16 protein-coding genes are annotated in these 17,983 nt (G+C 63.4%); 6 read left to right on the top strand and 10 right to left on the bottom strand.

Features of this window, described 5'->3' with window-relative positions; translation table 11 throughout:
- Nucleotides 1-31: 31 nt before the first annotated feature.
- The 7 genes from B2Y33_RS06040 to tkt all read right to left on the bottom strand — a co-directional run bounded on the left by B2Y33_RS06040 (nucleotide 32) and on the right by tkt (nucleotide 8,635).
- On the bottom strand, nucleotides 32-2,167 hold the full coding sequence (locus B2Y33_RS06040) for a putative bifunctional diguanylate cyclase/phosphodiesterase (RefSeq protein ID WP_027914008.1): 2,136 nt from the start codon (nucleotides 2,165-2,167) through the stop codon (nucleotides 32-34).
- Between the two features lie 232 nt (nucleotides 2,168-2,399).
- The gene (gene fba / locus B2Y33_RS06035) at nucleotides 2,400-3,464 is read right to left on the bottom strand and encodes a class II fructose-bisphosphate aldolase (RefSeq protein WP_023533056.1); all 1,065 of its coding nucleotides are present in this window, start codon (nucleotides 3,462-3,464) and stop codon (nucleotides 2,400-2,402) included.
- 98 nt (nucleotides 3,465-3,562) lie between these two features.
- Nucleotides 3,563-3,892, bottom strand: a complete 330-nt coding sequence (locus B2Y33_RS06030) for an MliC family protein (RefSeq protein ID WP_049696721.1) — start codon at nucleotides 3,890-3,892, stop codon at nucleotides 3,563-3,565.
- Nucleotides 3,893-3,966: 74 nt separating this feature from the next.
- Nucleotides 3,967-4,218, bottom strand: coding sequence for a hypothetical protein (locus B2Y33_RS06025; RefSeq protein ID WP_027914011.1), 252 nt, complete (start codon nucleotides 4,216-4,218; stop codon nucleotides 3,967-3,969).
- Entirely contained in the window at nucleotides 4,218-5,381 is a 1,164-nt protein-coding gene (locus B2Y33_RS06020; RefSeq protein WP_027914012.1) for a phosphoglycerate kinase, read from the bottom strand. Before B2Y33_RS06020 ends, B2Y33_RS06025 begins: the two co-directional genes overlap by 1 nt.
- 12 nt (nucleotides 5,382-5,393) lie before the next feature.
- Entirely contained in the window at nucleotides 5,394-6,455 is a 1,062-nt protein-coding gene (gene epd, locus B2Y33_RS06015; RefSeq protein ID WP_027914013.1) for an erythrose-4-phosphate dehydrogenase, read from the bottom strand.
- A gap of 182 nt (nucleotides 6,456-6,637) precedes the next feature.
- Nucleotides 6,638-8,635 carry a transketolase gene (gene tkt / locus B2Y33_RS06010; protein ID WP_206405196.1) on the bottom strand — a complete coding sequence of 666 codons (1,998 nt, stop codon included), beginning with the start codon at nucleotides 8,633-8,635 and terminating at the stop codon, nucleotides 6,638-6,640.
- Nucleotides 8,636-8,863: 228 nt separating this feature from the next.
- On the opposite strand from tkt, the gene B2Y33_RS06005 reads away from it, so the two are divergent.
- The 4 genes from B2Y33_RS06005 (at nucleotide 8,864) to B2Y33_RS05990 (ending at nucleotide 13,437) form a co-directional block, all read left to right on the top strand.
- Complete coding sequence (locus B2Y33_RS06005; RefSeq protein ID WP_027914015.1) at nucleotides 8,864-9,856, top strand: ArsR/SmtB family transcription factor; 993 nt, start codon at nucleotides 8,864-8,866, stop codon at nucleotides 9,854-9,856.
- A gap of 18 nt (nucleotides 9,857-9,874) precedes the next feature.
- Complete coding sequence (gene metK, locus B2Y33_RS06000) at nucleotides 9,875-11,065, top strand: methionine adenosyltransferase (RefSeq protein ID WP_023532964.1); 1,191 nt, start codon at nucleotides 9,875-9,877, stop codon at nucleotides 11,063-11,065.
- 143 nt (nucleotides 11,066-11,208) lie between these two features.
- Entirely contained in the window at nucleotides 11,209-12,906 is a 1,698-nt protein-coding gene (gene ligB, locus B2Y33_RS05995) for an NAD-dependent DNA ligase LigB (RefSeq protein ID WP_132578005.1), read from the top strand.
- A gap of 138 nt (nucleotides 12,907-13,044) precedes the next feature.
- Nucleotides 13,045-13,437, top strand: a complete 393-nt coding sequence (locus B2Y33_RS05990; RefSeq protein WP_027914017.1) for a DUF1090 domain-containing protein — start codon at nucleotides 13,045-13,047, stop codon at nucleotides 13,435-13,437.
- Between the two features lie 49 nt (nucleotides 13,438-13,486).
- Here the strand turns inward: B2Y33_RS05990 and B2Y33_RS05985 are convergent, their stop codons facing one another.
- Nucleotides 13,487-13,945 (bottom strand): c-type cytochrome, encoded by a 459-nt coding sequence (locus B2Y33_RS05985; protein ID WP_027914018.1) that lies wholly within the window; start codon nucleotides 13,943-13,945, stop codon nucleotides 13,487-13,489.
- 118 nt (nucleotides 13,946-14,063) lie between these two features.
- Here B2Y33_RS05985 and B2Y33_RS05980 point away from each other — a divergent pair, with 118 nt between their 5' ends.
- Nucleotides 14,064-15,215, top strand: coding sequence for a murein transglycosylase A (locus B2Y33_RS05980; RefSeq protein WP_206405199.1), 1,152 nt, complete (start codon nucleotides 14,064-14,066; stop codon nucleotides 15,213-15,215).
- Between the two features lie 27 nt (nucleotides 15,216-15,242).
- Here the strand turns inward: B2Y33_RS05980 and B2Y33_RS05975 are convergent, their stop codons facing one another.
- On the bottom strand, nucleotides 15,243-15,629 hold the full coding sequence (locus B2Y33_RS05975) for an MAPEG family protein (RefSeq protein ID WP_023533046.1): 387 nt from the start codon (nucleotides 15,627-15,629) through the stop codon (nucleotides 15,243-15,245).
- A 27-nt stretch (nucleotides 15,630-15,656) separates the two neighbouring features.
- Entirely contained in the window at nucleotides 15,657-16,490 is an 834-nt protein-coding gene (locus B2Y33_RS05970) for a DMT family transporter (protein WP_028687247.1), read from the bottom strand.
- A 242-nt stretch (nucleotides 16,491-16,732) separates the two neighbouring features.
- Between B2Y33_RS05970 and B2Y33_RS05965 the strand changes: the two genes are divergently transcribed.
- Nucleotides 16,733-17,968, top strand: a complete 1,236-nt coding sequence (locus tag B2Y33_RS05965; RefSeq protein ID WP_027914021.1) for a cation:proton antiporter — start codon at nucleotides 16,733-16,735, stop codon at nucleotides 17,966-17,968.
- Nucleotides 17,969-17,983 lie beyond the last annotated feature (15 nt).

Below are 17,983 nucleotides of genomic sequence, written 5' to 3'. Positions count from 1 at the left end.
GGCAGTACGGTCGGCGTAACGAGCGCCAATTCTAACCCGCCAGCGGATCAGGCCAGGGGAAAATTGCCGGGAAGTTGCCGGCATCGGCAGCTGTCATGGGGTGCGCTACCAGAAAGCCCTGAACGTATTCGCAGCCTGCGGCTTTAAGCCATTGAGCCTGAGCCTGGGTTTCAACGCCCTCGGCAATCACGGTGATCCCGTAATCGGCACACAGCCCGATGACGCTGCGTGCCAGCGCCGCATCGGTCGACGCGTCCGGCAAGCGCGCCACCAGGTGGCGATCGAGTTTCAGGGTGTCGATGGGCAAATCGCGCAGCATGCGCAGCGAACAGTCACCGGCGCCGAAATCGTCCAACGCCACCCGCACACCCAGCGCACGCAACCGGTCGACCTGCTTGACCGCCGCATCGATGTTGTACATGAGCGAGGTTTCGGCCACTTCCACTTCCAGGTGCGCCGGCTGCAGGCCATAGCGCTGGATGACCCGTTGCAGCTCCTCGACCAGGCTTGGCGAGACGAACTGGGCCCGGCTCAGGCTGATGCCCAACACGATGTCGGTCGCAAAGCGTTGATACCAGGCCTGGCGCTGGGCAGCACTCTGACCGTAGATCCAGCCGGCCAGGCGGTTGATCAGCCGCGCCTCCTCAAGCAGGGGGATGAACAGGCCTGGCGGCACATCGCCAACGCTGGGGTGCTGCCAACGCAGCAGGGCTTCGAAGCCGCGCAGGCGACCATCGGCGAAGGCCACTTGCGGCTGGTACACCAGGGTGAAATCCTGCTGCTCGATGGCTGTACGCACGCCGTCTTCGAGCATCAGGCGGGAGCGGGCGCGGCCATTGAGCTCCTGGTCGTAGAAGCGATACTGCTGACGCCCTGCCTGCTTGGCAGCGTACATGGCCGCATCGGCTGCGCGCAGCAAGCCTTCTACGTTGCCACCGCAGTCAGGGTACGTGGCGATACCGATGCTCACGCCCAGGCACACGTCCAGCCCATCGATCTGATGGCTGATGGCAATGCGCTCGAGCAGCCGCTCGGCGTAGCGCCCGGCTTGCTCGGCATAGGGCAAGCCGTCGAACAGCGCGGTGAATTCGTCCCCGCCCATGCGTGCCAACAGCGCTTCACTGCCCAGGCAATCCTTGAGTTGCTCGGCCACCCAGCGCAGGACCCGGTCACCGGCATCATGACCAAGGGAGTCGTTGATACGCTTGAAGCCATCGAGGTCCATGTACATCAAGGCCTGCGCCCGGTCCGAACGCTCATTGCGCAGCAACGCCCCTTCGGCCGCCTGGTAGAACCCACGGCGATTGAGCAGACCGGTGAGCGGGTCGGTAATGGCTTGGTATTCGAGCTGTTGGTGCAGGTTGTGCACCGCCGACATGTCCAGCACGGTTACCACCATCGCCTGTTGCTCGGCAGGCAGGGGCGCACATGACAAGGCCACCGGCAGCAGCTCGCCGCTCGGGCGACGCAACTGGGCGTCATGCATGCGGTGGATGCGCCTGGCCAGATAGCTTTGGTGGAACGTCGAATCCTGCCACGTACTCGGCGTGCTCAGCTGCAACAGCCCCAGCAGATCGACGTTTTGCAACTGTTCGATAGGCGTTGCCAGCAGGGAGCAGATAGCCGGGTTGGCGAAGCGGATGATGCCCCCGGCATCCACCACCAGAATACCCTCGGCCGCATTGTCCAGAATCGATGCATTGAAGGCGCGGGCCTCGTCGAGTTCACGGGTCAGCGCCTGCAGGCGCCGCCGATTGCGCTGCTGGTCGAGCAGGGCCTGCACCTTGGGCTTGAGAATCCGCGGGTCGAACGGCTTGAACATGTAGTCCACGGCGCCGTTGGCGTAGCCTTTCAACACGGCGGCCTGGGACTGCTCGTTGGCTGTCAGGAAGATGATGGGCGTGAGTTGGGTTCGCTGGCTGCCGCGCATCAGGCGAGCGACTTCGAAGCCGTCCATCTCAGGCATGTGCACATCCAGTAAAACCAGGTCGACATCGTTTTCCAGCAATGCGCTCAGGGCTTCTCGGCCCGAACTTGCCGTCAGCACCAGCCAATCCTGGCGCGACAACAAGGCTTGCATACTGATGAGGTTCTCTGGGTAATCGTCGACTACCAGAAGCACCGAGCTGCCATCCTGTGGCATGAGTTGAAGGTGAGCGCCATCCATGCTGCATCTCTGTTATATGACCGACTACAAACTGGCCGTTGGATCCAGTTTTACCCCAGGCATGAGCTGATAGCACGCATCACAAGCCAAAAACCATCAGCCACTGACTGAAGGTAGCCGACCGATCGCGGTTTCGCTGACATTCTGTGACATGCAATGGCAGAACGCTTTCGCAGCCACCGCCAGAAACGAAAAACCCGCATCGCTGCGGGTTTTCCGGGGGCCGGTTTGCTTAGTTGACTTTTGCGGCCAGCTCGCCTTTGGCGTAGCGCTGGAACATGCCTTCCAGGGAGATCGGCTTGATCTTCGAGGCATGGCCGGCAGTGCCGAATGCTTCGTAACGGGCGATGCACACGTCGCGCATGGCTTTTACGGTTTCAGCGAAGAACTTGCGCGGGTCGAACTCGCTCGGGTTCATGGCCATGTGACGACGGATGGCACCGGTGGACGCCAGACGCAGGTCGGTGTCGATGTTGACCTTGCGCACGCCGTACTTGATGCCTTCGACGATTTCCTCGACCGGCACACCGTAGGTTTCCTTGATGTCGCCGCCGTACTGGTTGATGATCGCCAGCCACTCCTGCGGTACGGAGGAGGAGCCGTGCATCACCAGGTGGGTGTCGGGAATGCGCTTGTGGATTTCCTTGATGCGGTCGATGGCCAGCACGTCACCGGTAGGCGGCTTGGTGAACTTGTAAGCACCGTGGCTGGTGCCGATGGCGATGGCCAGGGCATCGACCTGGGTCTTCTTGACGAAGTCGGCAGCTTCTTCAGGGTCGGTCAGCATCTGGCTGTGGTCGAGCACGCCTTCGGCACCGATACCGTCTTCCTCACCGGCCATGCCGGTTTCCAGCGAGCCCAGGCAGCCCAGTTCGCCTTCTACCGACACACCACAGGCATGGGCCATGGCAACGGTCTGCTGGGTGACGCGCACGTTGTATTCGTAATCGGTCGGGGTCTTGCCGTCTTCGCCGAGCGAGCCGTCCATCATGACCGAGCTGAAGCCCAGCTGGATGGAGCGCTGGCAGACATCCGGGCTGGTGCCGTGGTCCTGGTGCATGCACACCGGGATGTGCGGGAATTCTTCGATGGCCGCCAGGATCAGGTGACGCAGGAACGGCGCACCTGCGTACTTGCGCGCACCGGCCGAGGCCTGGACGATCACAGGGGAGTCGGTCTTGTCAGCCGCTTCCATGATGGCGCGCATCTGCTCAAGGTTGTTGACGTTGAAAGCCGGTACGCCATAACCGAACTCGGCGGCGTGGTCCAGCATCTGGCGCATGCTAATGAGTGCCATTGTGTATCTCTCTCCCGACAAGCGTCGTTGTTTCGTGCAAGCCTGCCGCAGGGGCAGTTGCTGTTCAAGTAGTGTGGGCCACCTAGCGGCCCGGCCAGTCACGGTGCCTTGCAGCCCCGCCCTATCAGATCGTTGGTCGCCACCCAGTACACCAGGCCTTCTTCGCCCTTGGTGTGAAACGCCAGCATGCCGTCGCTGTACAGCGCGCCGGAGGCGCCGGGCTCGGCCTTGAGCCGGTACACCTGGTCGCCGCCGCCAAGGCGTACGTCAACCTGGTCACGCTGGGGGTCGGCAAACCGCCACAGCACTTCGGCCTGGGTGTCGCAGACCCACCGGGTCCAGTTGTCCGCCGGCGCGGTCTGCGCCGGTTGCAGCATTGAACATCCTGCCAGTGTCGCCAGGGCCATTACGGCCAAGAGCGCTTTCATTCAGTTACCTCGATGGGCAGCACACGGCCCTTCTCCAAGACCACAAACCGGCCTGCAGGTTGCCAGCGGCCCGATCAAGGGCAGCCGGGCGCCTTGCGCTGGTGCTCTTCGTCGTACTTTTCCAGCCCTTCCGGGCCTACGCGCTTGCTGATCACTGGCACGGTTTCGGCTTGCCATTCGGACTGATAGCAACCGCCCTTGGGCGGTTGCGCCGGGTCGTCCTGAGCATCCGGGCTGCCGGCGCAGGCGCTCAGCAGCCCGACCAGCAGCAACACAGGCAACTGCTTGGCCATCAGGCCACTCCTTTTGCCAGGCGCCGTGTTCATCAGGCTTTGGCCCGCTCTTCGAGCATGGCCACCGCTGGCAGAACCTTGCCTTCGACGAACTCGAGGAAGGCGCCGCCACCGGTAGAAATGTAGGAGATATCCTGGCTGACGCCATATTTGTCGATGGCTGCCAGGGTATCACCGCCACCGGCGATGGAGAACGCGGCGCTGTCGGCGATTGCCTTGGCCAGCACCTGGGTGCCATTGCCGAACTGATCGAACTCGAATACACCAACCGGGCCATTCCACAGGATGGTCTTGGAGGACTTGAGCAAGTCGGCGAACTGGGCGGCGGTCTGCGGACCGATGTCCAGGATCATGTCGTCGGCCGCAACATCGGCAATGGCCTTGACGGTCGCTTCGGCGTCTTCGGCGAAGGCCTTGGCAACCACCACATCGACAGGCAGCGGCACGCTGACCTTGGCGGCAATGGCCTTGGCCGTTTCGACCAGATCGGGCTCGTACAGCGACTTACCGACCGGGTGCCCGGCAGCCGCTAGGAAGGTGTTGGCGATGCCGCCACCGACGATCAGCTGATCGCATACCGAGCTCAGGCTGTTGAGCACGTCCAGCTTGGTGGACACCTTGGAGCCGGCGACGATGGCGGCCATTGGCTTGGCCGGAGCCTTCAGCGCCTTGCCCAGGGCATCCAGCTCAGCTGCCAGCAACGGGCCAGCCGCCGCGACCTTGGCGAACTTGGCAACGCCGTGGGTGGAACCCTCGGCGCGGTGAGCCGTGCCGAAGGCGTCCATCACGAACACATCGCACAGCGCCGCGTACTGCTGGGCCAGCTCATCGGCGTTCTTCTTCTCGCCCTTGTTGAAGCGCACGTTCTCGAACAGCACCAGCTCGCCTGCCTTGACCTCGACGCCACCCAGGTAGTCACCCACCAGCGGCACGTCGCGGCCCAGCGCCTTGCTCAGGTACTTGGCAACCGGTTCAAGGCTGTTCTCGGCAGAGAATTCACCTTCAGTGGGGCGGCCCAGGTGCGAGCAGACCATCACCGCCGCACCCTTCTCCAGGGCCAGCTTGATGGTCGGCAGCGCTGCCTGGATGCGCGCATCGCTGGTCACCACACCGTCCTTGACAGGCACGTTCAGGTCTTCGCGAATCAGTACGCGCTTACCTTGCAGGTCCAGGTCGGTCATCTTCAACACGGTCATGAATGCGGTCCTTCAGGGCTGTTTGTTGCGGGTTGGGTGGACGACGTGCAGAAAATGTCCGGCAACGTCGAGCATACGGTTTGCAAACCCCCATTCGTTGTCGAACCAGGCCAGCAGGTTGACCAGGCGCGGGCCTGATACACGGGTCTGGCTGGCATCGACGATGGCCGAATGCGGGTCGTGGTTGAAATCACAACTGGCGTGGGGCAGCTCGGTGTAGGCCAGCAGCCCCTTGAGCGGCCCGGTCAGCGCCGCCTCGCGCAGTACCCTGTTGACCTCGGCTGCGGTGGTGTCGCGAGCGGTCTGCAAGGTGATGTCCAGGCACGAGACGTTGACCGTCGGCACGCGTACCGCTTTGGCCTGGATTCGCCCGGCAAGTTCCGGGAGCAGACGCTCGATGCCGCGCGCAAGGCCGGTGGACACCGGAATCACCGACTGGAACGCCGAACGGGTACGGCGCAGGTCTTCATGGTGATAGGCGTCGATCACTGGCTGGTCGTTCATGGCCGAGTGAATGGTGGTGATCTGTACATAGTCGATGCCAAATGCCTGATCCAGCACCCGCAGCAGCGGTACACCGCAGTTGGTGGTGCACGAAGCATTGGAGACCAGCCGCTCAGTGCCGGTCAGGCAGTGCTGGTTGATGCCGTACACCACCGTGGCATCGACGTCGGCCTCGCTGGCCATGGGCTGGGAGAACAGCACCCTTGGCGCACCGGCCTCGAGAAAGCGCTGGCCATCGGCACGGGTGTTGTAGGCGCCGGAACACTCCAGGACCAGGTCCACGTCCAGGGCCGCCCAGTCGATGCCTTCGGGCGTGGCGCTGCGCATCACCTTCACGCAATCGCCATTGATGTGCAGGCAATCGCCATCGACCTTGACCTCGCCGGGAAAGCGCCCATGGGTGGAGTCGAAGCGGGTGAGGTATTCCAGGCTGGCCTGGTCGGCCAAGTCGTTGAGTGCGACGATCTCGAAATCGGCCCTGCTGCCCCGCTCGAACAGCGCGCGCAGAACGCAGCGGCCGATACGGCCATAACCGTTGAGTGCAACTTTATAGGGACGCAAGTGGGACATTCGTTGACTCGCTAAGCGTGATGGCTTCGAGGCCGCATGGCGGCCTATCGCGGCACAAGGCCGCTTCCACAGGTACTACGCCGTGGCTGGCGACAGTACCTGTGGAAGCGGCCTCATGGCGCGATGGAGGGCGACGCCCTCCCCTCGCACGACCAGGAGGGCATCCTGCCCTCCCTGATACATCAGTCTTCCAGCAGCTCTTCGGCGGTACCGAGGATGTTCTCCAGGGTGAAGCCGAATTCTTCGAACAGTGCCGAGGCCGGCGCCGACTCACCGTAGGTGGTCATGCCGATGACGCGGCCTTCGAGGCCGATGTACTTGTACCAGAAGTCGGCATGTGCCGCTTCGATGGCGATACGGGCACTGACTTCCAGTGGCAGCACCGACTGCTTGTAGGCAGCATCCTGGGCATCGAACACGCTGGTCGACGGCATGGACACCACGCGTACATTGCGGCCTTGCTCGGTCAGCTTGTCGTAGGCCTGAACGGCCAGGCCCACTTCGGAGCCGGTGGCGATCAGGATCAGCTCAGGCTCGCCAGCGCAATCCTTGAGCACGTAGCCGCCACGGCTGATGGCAGCGAGTTGCTGCGCATCGCGGGCCTGGTGCTGCAGGTTCTGGCGCGAGAAGATCAGCGCCGATGGACCATCCTTGCGCTCCAGAGCGTTCTTCCAGGCCACGGCCGACTCAACGGCATCCGCCGGGCGCCAGGTGTCCAGGTTCGGCGTGGTGCGCAGGCTGGTCAGCTGCTCGATCGGCTGGTGGGTCGGGCCGTCTTCGCCCAGGCCAATGGAGTCGTGGGTGTAGACATGGATCACGCGCTGCTTCATCAGCGCCGACATGCGCACGGCGTTGCGGGCGTATTCCATGAACATCAGGAACGTCGCGCCGTAAGGCACCAGGCCGCCGTGCAGGGCCACGCCGTTCATGATGGCGGTCATGCCGAATTCACGCACGCCGTAGAACACGTAGTTGCCGCTGGCATCGCCAGCTTCCACGCCCTTGCAGCCCTTCCACAGGGTCAGGTTGGAACCGGCCAGGTCCGCCGAACCGCCGAGGAACTCGGGCAACATCGGGCCATAGGCGTTCAGGGCATTCTGGCTGGCCTTGCGGCTGGCGATGGTTTCGCCCTTGGCCGCCACTTCCTCGATGTAGGCCTGGGCCTTTTCGCTGAAATCGGCAGGCAGGTCACCGGCCATGCGGCGCTTGAACTCTGCGGCCAGCTCCGGGTGCGCCTGAGCGTAGGCGTCGAAACGCTGGTTCCACTCGGCTTCGGCCTTGGCACCGGCTTGCTTGGCGTCCCACTCGGCATAGATGTCGGCGGGGATTTCGAACGGACCGTGGTTCCAGCCCAGTGCCTGACGGGTCAGGGCAATTTCGTCGTTGCCCAGCGGCGCGCCGTGGGACTCTTCCTTGCCCTGCTTGTTCGGCGAGCCGAAACCGATGGTGGTCTTGCAGCAGATCAGGGTCGGACGGTCGCTCTTGCGGGCGGTCTCGATGGCCGTCTTGATCTCTTCGGCGTCGTGGCCGTTGACGTTGCGGATCACCTGCCAGTTGTAGGCTTCGAAGCGCGCCGGGGTGTTGTCGGTGAACCAGCCATGCACTTCACCGTCGATGGAAATGCCGTTGTCGTCGTAGAAGGCAACCAGCTTGTTCAGCCCCAGGGTACCGGCCAGCGAGGCCACTTCGTGAGAAATGCCTTCCATCATGCAGCCATCGCCCAGGAACACATAGGTGTTGTGGTCGACGATGGTGTGGCCGTCACGGTTGAACTGGGCCGCCATGACTTTTTCGGCCAGGGCGAAGCCCACGGCGTTGGCGATGCCTTGGCCGAGCGGGCCGGTAGTGGTCTCGACGCCAGGGGTGTAACCATGCTCCGGGTGGCCAGGGGTACGGCTGTGCAGTTGACGGAAGCCCTTGAGGTCGTCGATCGACAGGTCGTAGCCGGTCAGGTGAAGCAGCGAATAGATAAGCATCGAACCGTGGCCGTTGGACAGCACGAAGCGGTCGCGATCGGGAAATGCCGGGTTGCTCGGGTTGTGCTTGAGGTAGTCGCGCCAAAGAACCTCGGCGATATCCGCCATGCCCATGGGGGCACCGGGGTGGCCGCTGTTGGCCTTTTGCACGGCATCCATGCTAAGGGCACGAATGGCGTTGGCACGTTCACGACGGCTGGGCATCGCTGATCTCCTGGGGGCTTGAATAGGTGGTGATACGAAAAAGGCGTCCATTTTCGCCCACTGGGGCGCTTGGGGCAAACATTTAAGCAGCAAGCGGCGTGCATTGGTCCGATCATCGACCGCAATGGCAACGCAAGGGTAATGGCTAATGGGCAACGGACCTGCAATATCAAAACTTTTTGATATAGGCCTTGCTAGGGCAACGATGCCTGTCTAGACTCCCGCACCATGAACCTTCGTGCGCAAGCAATACCGGAACAACGCGAGGCACTGGCCGCCCTGTGCAAGGCCAGTGGCGACGAGTTGCGCCTGAATGTGCTGCGCGCCCTGGCCAACGATTCCTTCGGCGTGCTGGAGCTGGCGCAGATCTTCGACATCGGCCAGTCGGGCATGAGCCACCACCTCAAGGTGCTGGCCCAGGCCGACCTGGTAGCCACCCGTCGGGAAGGCAACGCCATTTTCTATCGCCGCGCCCTGCCCGACAGCTTGCGCTTGGGCGGACGCTTGCACGCCGCGCTGCTCGACGAGGTCGATGACCTGGCCTTGCCCGCCGAGGTGCAAGGCCGCATCGCCCAGGTGCAGCAGCGCCGCGCGGCAACCAGCCAGGACTTCTTCCTGCGCGTGGAAGAGCGCTTTCGCGCCCAGCAGGACCTGATCGCAGGCTTGCCGCAATATCGCGAGAGCCTGCTGGCGCTGCTCGACAAGCTGCATTTCGACCCAAGCGCCAGCGCGCTTGAGGTCGGCCCCGGCGATGGGGGGTTCCTTCCGGACCTGGCTCGGCGTTTTGCGCAGGTTACCGCGCTTGACAACAGCCCGACCATGCTCGAACTCGCCCGCCAGGTCTGTCAGCGCGAAGGGCTGGACAACGTGAACCTGCAGTTGGCCGATGCACTGGGTGCAACGGATGTGGTCGCCGACTGCGTTGTGCTGAACATGGTCCTGCATCATTTCAGCGATCCGGCCCTGGCGTTGTGCCAGCTGGCCAAACGGGTGAAGGCAGGCGGCAGCCTGTTGATCACCGAATTGTGCAGCCATGACCAGGGGTGGGCGCGGGAAGCCTGCGGCGACCTGTGGCTCGGCTTCGAACAGGACGACTTGGCCCGCTGGGCCAACGCGGCAGGCCTGTCCCACGGGGATAGCCTGTACGTAGGCCTGCGTAACGGTTTCCAGATCCAGGTCCGCCATTTCCAGCGGACGGCTGGCGACATACACCATCGGTAAATTTCAGGAACCTTCGAGATGAGCGAATACTCCCTTTTCACCTCCGAGTCCGTGTCCGAAGGGCATCCGGACAAAATCGCCGACCAGATTTCGGACGCCGTGCTGGACGCGATCATCGCCCAGGACAAGTACGCCCGCGTCGCCTGTGAAACGCTGGTCAAGACCGGCGTGGCGATCATTGCCGGCGAGGTGAGCACCTCGGCCTGGGTCGACCTCGAGGACCTGGTACGCAAGGTCATCATCGACATCGGCTACAACAGCTCCGACGTCGGCTTTGACGGTGCCACCTGCGCCGTGATGAACATCATCGGCAAGCAGTCGGTGGACATTGCCCAAGGCGTCGACCGTTCCAAGCCAGAAGACCAAGGCGCCGGTGACCAGGGCCTGATGTTCGGCTACGCCAGCAACGAGACCGAAGTGCTGATGCCAGCGCCGATCTGCTTCTCGCATCGCTTGGTCGAGCGTCAGGCCGAAGCACGCAAGTCCGGCCTGCTGCCCTGGCTGCGCCCGGATGCCAAGTCGCAGGTCACCTGCCGTTACGAAGGTGGCAAGGTCGTGGGTATCGATGCGGTGGTGCTGTCCACCCAGCATAACCCCGAGGTGTCGCAGAAAGACCTGCAGGAAGCGGTCATGGAGCTGATCGTCAAGCACACGCTGCCTGCCGAACTGCTGCACAAAGGTACCCAGTACCACATCAACCCGACGGGCAACTTCATCATCGGCGGCCCGGTCGGTGACTGCGGCCTGACCGGTCGCAAAATCATCGTCGACTCCTACGGTGGCATGGCCCGCCACGGCGGCGGCGCGTTCTCGGGCAAGGACCCGTCCAAGGTCGACCGTTCCGCCGCCTATGCCGGCCGCTACGTGGCCAAGAACATCGTCGCCGCCGGCCTGGCCGAGCGCTGCGAGATCCAGGTCTCGTATGCCATCGGCGTGGCCCAACCGACCTCCATCTCGATCAATACCTTCGGCACTGGCAAGGTGTCGGACGAGAAGATCATCCAGCTGGTGCGCGAGTGCTTCGATCTGCGTCCATACGCCATTACGACCATGCTCGACCTGCTGCACCCGATGTACCAGGAAACCGCTGCTTACGGCCACTTCGGTCGCACCCCGCAGCAGAAAACCGTGGGTGACGACACCTTCACCACCTTCACTTGGGAACGCACTGACCGCGCTGAAGCGCTGCGTGACGCTGCCGGCCTGTAATTTCCTACAGCGCTGAGCGAAAGCCCCTGCCGAGCAATCGGCAGGGGCTTTTTTGTGACATATCGCCTGACAAACCGCCCGAGGCGAACACCGTGAAAACCCCATAGGCTCGGCACACTTCAAGCCACGCAAGGAAGCGGGCCATGCCAATCGTATTGCTGCTGATCATGGTGGTGTTGCACCTGCCGCCGACCTGGGCCAACCCGTGCCCGGACTGGACACCGGCACGCTCACACGCACAGATCGCCCAACTGAGCGCAACGCTCGCCCATTGGGACGAACGTTATCACCGTGACGGCGTGGCACTGGTGGCCGATGAGCTGTATGACCAGAGCCGCGATCACCTGGCCATGTTGCAGCGCTGCGTTGGCCTTGCGACCGAGGCCTCGCCGCTGGCCAGGGCGGGCGGTCCGGTCGTCCATCCCGTGCCGCACACCGGCGTGCAGAAGCTGGCCGACTTCCGGCGGGTTGCCGGCTGGATGACTGGCAAGACCGACCTGTGGGTACAGCCAAAGGTCGATGGCGTGGCGGTGTCACTGATCTACCGCCAGGGCCGGCTGACCCAGTTGATCAGCCGAGGCGACGGGGTCCGGGGGCACGATTGGAGCCGCCATATCCCACAACTCGAAGGGATTGTCCGGCAGCTGCCCCGCCCGCTCGATCTGTCGCTGCAAGGCGAGCTCTACTTGCGCCTTGAAGGCCACATACAGGCAAGCGCAGGGGGCCTCAATGCCCGTGGCACGGTCGCCGGCCTGCTCGCTCGCCACCAGATCGACGAGGAACAAGGCGCCCGCCTCGGTCTGTTCGTCTGGGAGTGGCCCAAGGGGCCTGAACAGCAAACCGAGCGCCTGTCGCAGCTGGCCCAACTGGGCTTTGCGGACAGTCAGCGCTACAGCGTTGCGATAAACACCCCCGAAGAAGCTGCGCGGTGGCGGGACCACTGGTTCGGCACGCCGCTACCCTTCGCCAGCGATGGGGTGATCCTGCGCCAGGGCGAACGCCCGCCTGCCCAACGCTGGCAGGCCAAGGCGCCGTACTGGATCGCAGCCTGGAAATACCCCTACGCACAAAAATTGGCGCAGGTGCGCGAGGTGCGCTTCCAAATCGGACGCACAGGTAAGGTCACCCCCATCGTTCACGTCGAGCCGGTGACCCTCGATGACCGGCGCGTGACCCGTGTCAGCCTGGGCTCGCTGTCACGCTGGCAGGCATTGGACGTTCGTCCAGGCGACCAGATAGCCATCAGCCTGGCAGGGCTGACCATCCCCCGTTTCGACCAGATCGTGCATTACTCGGTCGAGCGCCAGCCAGTCACTGCACCGGCAGTCGACCAATACCATGCCCACAGCTGCTGGCGTGCCGGAGAAGGCTGTAATGAGCAGTTCATCGCTCGCCTCAGCTGGCTGGCCGGCAAACAAGGCCTGGCCCTGCCAGGAACGGGCCCAGGAACCTGGCGACGGCTGGTCGAGGCAGGCCTGGTTTCGACGATGACCGACTGGCTGGAGCTCGATGCCGGGCGCCTGCAACAGGTGCCAGGCATCAGCACCCTGAGGGCAGCCCAGTTGCTGGCCGCCTTCGAACAGGCCCGCTTGCGTCCATTCACACAATGGGTTCGCGGTATCGGGACACCTATCGGCAAGGGGGTGGCGCTGCCCGGTGACTGGCCGACGGTGGTTGCCCAGACGCGTGGGCAGTGGCAAGCCCAGCCTGGCATCGGCTCGAAACGGGCGGACGAACTTGCGCGATTCTTCGCCAGCGCCGAGGTGCAAGCCATTGGGTCACATCTGGCCGGGCAAGGTGTAGACGGGTTCTCGGAGCAGCCGCTCAGGCCTGAGCAATGATTATTTACCAAAAAAACTGTAGGAAAAGCCGGAGATTTAGCGGCCCAGTCTTATCAAGGGTTCCTAAATGGCCAAAACCAAGGCAGGATTTCCATCCAGAATTTTTCTCGTTGCCCTGCCCCGTCCAGGAGGCTTTTCATGAAACGCTTTTCTTCCCTTTTTCTGCTCGCGGCCTTGGGCCTGGGCGCAGGCGCTGCACAGGCAGCCGCGCCCGATGCCGGCCTGACCGGTTGCGATGCCAAGCGCAGCGCGATCGAGAACCAGCTCAAGATCGCCCGTGAGCACGGCAATGCCGCGCAGGCGGCCGGGCTGGAGGAGGCCTTGCGTGGCGTGGCCAACTGCACCGAGGCCAGCCTGCGCAAAGAGCGTGAGCAGAAGGTGCTCGATGCGCGCCATGAGGTGGCCCAGCGGGAGAAGGACCTGAAAAAGGCCGAGAAGAAAGGCGACGCCGAAAAAATCAACAAGCGCAAGGACAAGCTCGCCGAGTCCCGCAAGGAACTGCAGGACGCGGTAGACGACCTTGACCGCTGAGGCCAGCGCCTGAGGCGGCGCACGGGCCAGCCGCCGCCTGCCGCGTCATTCAATGGTTACGAAATTCGCTGTGGCACGCCCGGCATGCGTTTTCGACCTTGTCCATGGGTGCCTTCAACTGCGCAGCGTCCAGCGACGGCTGGCGGGTCGCTTGCACCAGCGCTCCGGTAGCTGCCTCCAGCTGCCGGGCCAGGTCTTGAAAGCGCGCCTGCCGTTGCCACACCTCGGGTCGCGCCGCGCTGCCTTCGCCCTCGGGTACCTGCGCAAAGTGCTGCCAGGGTTGGTGAGACAGCGTATCCAGGGTGTCCGCCCCTTGGGCGAAGCGACCGGCGTCGAACGGCAGTCGACCACGCAACATGCCGCCCAGGTCCTCGCTTGTCTTGAGCATGTCCTTGAAGATGGCCTTGCGCTTGCCCAGTGGGGAGTTGGGGTCAACGCCCCCGCAACCTGTCAGGCCACTACCCAAGGTCAATGCTGCAAGCACCACAACGCCCAACCGCTTAAACATCTCGCCTACCCATGCCTGGAAAAAGGGCCGGCCAGTATCGCTGCCAATAGGCGAAAGACCAATAGCCACATAAAAAACAAGGGTGAACTGCGTGTTCGTCCATGACAGGAATACACCGATGAAACATGCCTTGCGCCACCTGGCCTGGACACTCCCGCTACTGGCCTTGCTGGCCGGCTGCGACAACGACCAGACGGCAAAGCCCGAGCCCCACGCCATCGCAACCTACGCGCCTGGTACCTGGAAAGACCTGCCCACGGTCAGCGACGAAGACCTGCTCGCCGGTTTCTATGCCTGGCGCAGCGGCTGCGAAAAGCTCAAGCGCGACCCGGTCTGGGCGGCCACCTGTGAAGCCGCTGGGAGCCAGCCGGCAAGCGCTGCACAGGTGCGCACCTTTCTCGAGCAGAACCTGGAGGTCTATGGCCTGCGTTCGGCTGACAACAGTGCCAACGGCTTGATCACCGGCTATTACGAACCTGTCTACCCTGGCAGCCTGACCCCCTCTGCCACCTATGATGTGGCGGTCTACGGCCCTCCCGAAGACATGATCACGGTGGACCTGGCCAGCGTGTACCCCGAACTCAAGGGCAAGCGCCTGCGTGGTCGCCTCGAAGGGCGCGTGCTCAAGCCCTACGACACTGCTGAGGTCATCAACCGCAACGGCGCCAAGGCCCCGGTACTGGCCTGGCTGACCGACCCGATGGACTTGCAGTTCTTGCAGATCCAGGGCTCTGGTCGCGTCCAATTGGAGGACGGGCGCCAGCTGCGCCTGGGTTACGCTGACCAGAACGGTCATCCGTATCGTCCGATTGGCCGCTGGCTGGTCGAGCAAGGGCAGCTGAAAAAAGAAGACGTGAGCATGGGCGCCATTCATGCGTGGGCCCAGTCCAACCCTTCACGGGTTCCCGAATTGCTGGCCAGCAACCCCAGCTACGTGTTCTTCAGCACGCGCTCCGACAGCAATGAAGGGCCACGTGGCTCGCTCAACGTTCCACTGACGGCGGGCTACAGCGTGGCTATCGACCGCAAGGTCATCCCGCTTGGCAGCCTGCTGTGGCTATCGACCACCCGACCGGACGGCAGCCCCGTTGTGCGCCCGGTCGCGGCCCAGGACACTGGGGGCGCTATCGCAGGCGAGGTTCGCGCCGACCTGTTCTGGGGGACCGGCCAGGCAGCCGGAGACCTGGCCGGGAACATGAAGCAGCAGGGCCAGATCTGGATGCTGTGGCCCAAGGGCCAACCGCTGCCTGAAGTGCCCAAGGTCCCGTGACGGGGGCCTCGGCACCGGGCGATGCGGTCAGGCCGAGACCACGAAGAACGCCACGATGATCGCAAGGCCAGCGAACCAGACCAGCGAGCGCAGTGCCGCCCAGTCGGCGAGGTAGCAGATGATGTAGAGCAGCCGACTGGTGATGTACATCACACCCAGCACATCCTGGGTCACCTGTTCGGCGTTGCCGACGATGTCTGCCACCAGCACAGCGGCGGCGAATGCCGGAAAGGCTTCATAACCGTTCTGCTGGGCTGAGTGCGCGCGGCGCGGCAGCCCCGACAGGGTATCGAGGAAGGCGCGCGGGTCATGGTTGTGCTTCAAGCCGAACCGGCCGCTCGCCAGCTTGGCGATCAGCGCACAGAGCGGCGGCAGGATCAGCGCGATCAGGATGCACCACAGGGCAACGGTCATGGACAGGGTTCCTCGTTTGTCAGTCGGTCAGAGCTTCATTACCAGCATACCTGCCAGTACCAGCCCGCAAGCTAGGAGTCTTGGCCCGCCAAAAGGTTCTTTGAGGTAGCGCATCCCCAGCAACACCACAAGGATCACGCTCAGCTCGCGCAGCGCCGCTGCCTCGGCCACCGACCCCAGGTGCATCGCCCAGAGCACCAGGGCATAACTGAACAGCACGCACAGGCCGACGGCCAGGCCCAGCCGCCACTGGGTTTTCCAGAACAGCACGAACGGTGCCCGTCGCGCCACTGCGGCCAGCGCGGGGAATTGCCAGGCACTGAGCAGCGTCAGCCACACCAAGTAGTCCCATGGCTTGCCCCATTCGCGCACGGCCTGACCGTCGAACCAGGTATAGCACCCGATGCACAGCCCGATCAGGGCCACCACCGGCAACATCGACCACGGCAGCCGGTCTCCGCCACCGCCCTGCCACAACAGGCAGGCCATGCCACAGGGAATCAGCAGAATGCCGATGATCTGCTGCTGGCTCAGGGGTTCTCCGGCAAACGCCAGGGTCAGCGCCAGTACGACCAGAGGCGACAGCCCACGCATCAGCGGGTAGACCAGGCCCAGGTCACCCACGCGGTACGCCTTGATCAGCAGCCAGCGGTACAGCTGCTCGGCAAACGCCGAAGCCAGCAACCAGGGCCAGATACCGGCAGGCGGGATGTCCACGAAAGCCACCGCAGGCATCACCAGGGCCAGGGCCACCGTGTCCATGCTGGCAATGACCAGCAGGCGCTCGCCGCTGAATTTGATCAGGGTGTTCCAGGTCGCATGAAGCAAGGCAGCGATCAGCACCAGAGACGTGGCCAACACGCGGTGGGTCCTCAAGGGGTTACCGGACGCAGACTATAAGCCCTGGCCAGGTGAGCGCGTCAATCACGAAGCGGCCTCGCCACCCCCTGTTACAGCCCGCCCACCGCCTTTGGCAGGGCGCTAATGGGAACGATTAATGCAAAATCGGTCAAACCCTGTGCCCCGAACCCCTCGTCAGGTCATCAAAGAACTGCCCGAGTCATTCGGGTGACGACTTGGAAGCCACTGTTACAGGAATCGGGATGCTTGAATTAGTTGCCGCGTTTATCTGCCTTACCACCCTTCTCACCTATGTGAACTACCGATTCATCGGCCTGCCACCTGCGATCGGCGTGATGGTCACGGCCTTGCTGTTCTCGCTCATGCTTCAGGCATTGAGCCTGATCGGCTTTCCTGGCCTGGAAGCCCGCGTCGAAGCGCTGATGAACCAGATCGACTTCAATGACCTGCTGATGCACTGGATGCTGGCGTTCCTGCTGTTCGCCGGTGCCTTGCACGTGAACTTGTCCGACCTGCGCAGCTACCGCTGGCCCATCGGCCTGCTGGCGACCGTGGGCGTGCTGATCGCCACCGTGGTCATCGGCTACCTGTCGCACTGGGTGTTCGCGATGTTCGGCTGGCAGGTGCCGCTGATCTACTGCCTGCTGTTCGGCGCGCTCATCTCGCCGACCGACCCGATTGCGGTGTTGGGCGCCCTGCGTACGGCCAATGCTCCTAAACCCCTGAAGACCACCATCGTCGGCGAGTCGCTGTTCAACGACGGTACTGCCGTTGTGGTCTTCACCGTGCTGCTGGGCATCATCCAGCTCGGTGAAACCCCGAGCATCGCCGACACGGCGCTGCTGTTCGTTCGCGAAGCCATCGGTGGCGTGCTGTTTGGCGGTGTGATCGGCTACGCCACCTACCGCATGATCAAGAGTGTGGAGCAATACCAGGTCGAGGTCATGCTGACCCTGGCGCTGGTGATCGGTGGCTCGGCGATGTGCTATGAGTTGCACGTCTCGGCCCCTATCGCGATGGTGGTGGCGGGCCTGATCATCGGCAACCTGGGGCGCAACCTGGCGATGAACGACATGACCCGTCGCTACATGGACGGTTTCTGGGAGTTGATCGACGATATGCTCAACGCGCTGCTGTTCGCGTTGATCGGCCTGGAGCTGCTGTTGCTGCCTTTCAACTGGCTGCACATGGCCGCCGGCAGTGTATTGGCGCTGGCCGTGCTGCTCTCGCGCCTGCTGACCGTGGCGCCGGCCATCGTGTTGCTGCGGCGTTGGCGCCCGGTGCCCAAGGGCACGGTGCGGGTGCTGACCTGGGGTGGCCTGCGTGGTGGAGTATCGGTAGCCCTGGCGCTGTCGTTGCCTTTGGGTGAAGAGCGTGACCTGCTGCTGTCGATCACCTACATCGTGGTGCTGTCCTCGATCCTGGTGCAGGGCCTGAGCATCGGCAAGGTGGTACGCAGGGTCAGCGTACAACCCTGAAAGAAGCGGGGCTGC

The sequence above is a fragment of the Pseudomonas sp. UBA5666 genome, assembly GCF_002420785.1.
In the GTDB taxonomy this organism is placed as follows: domain Bacteria; phylum Pseudomonadota; class Gammaproteobacteria; order Pseudomonadales; family Pseudomonadaceae; genus Aquipseudomonas; species Aquipseudomonas fulva.
This window is presented reverse-complemented; position numbering and strand designations above follow the sequence as displayed.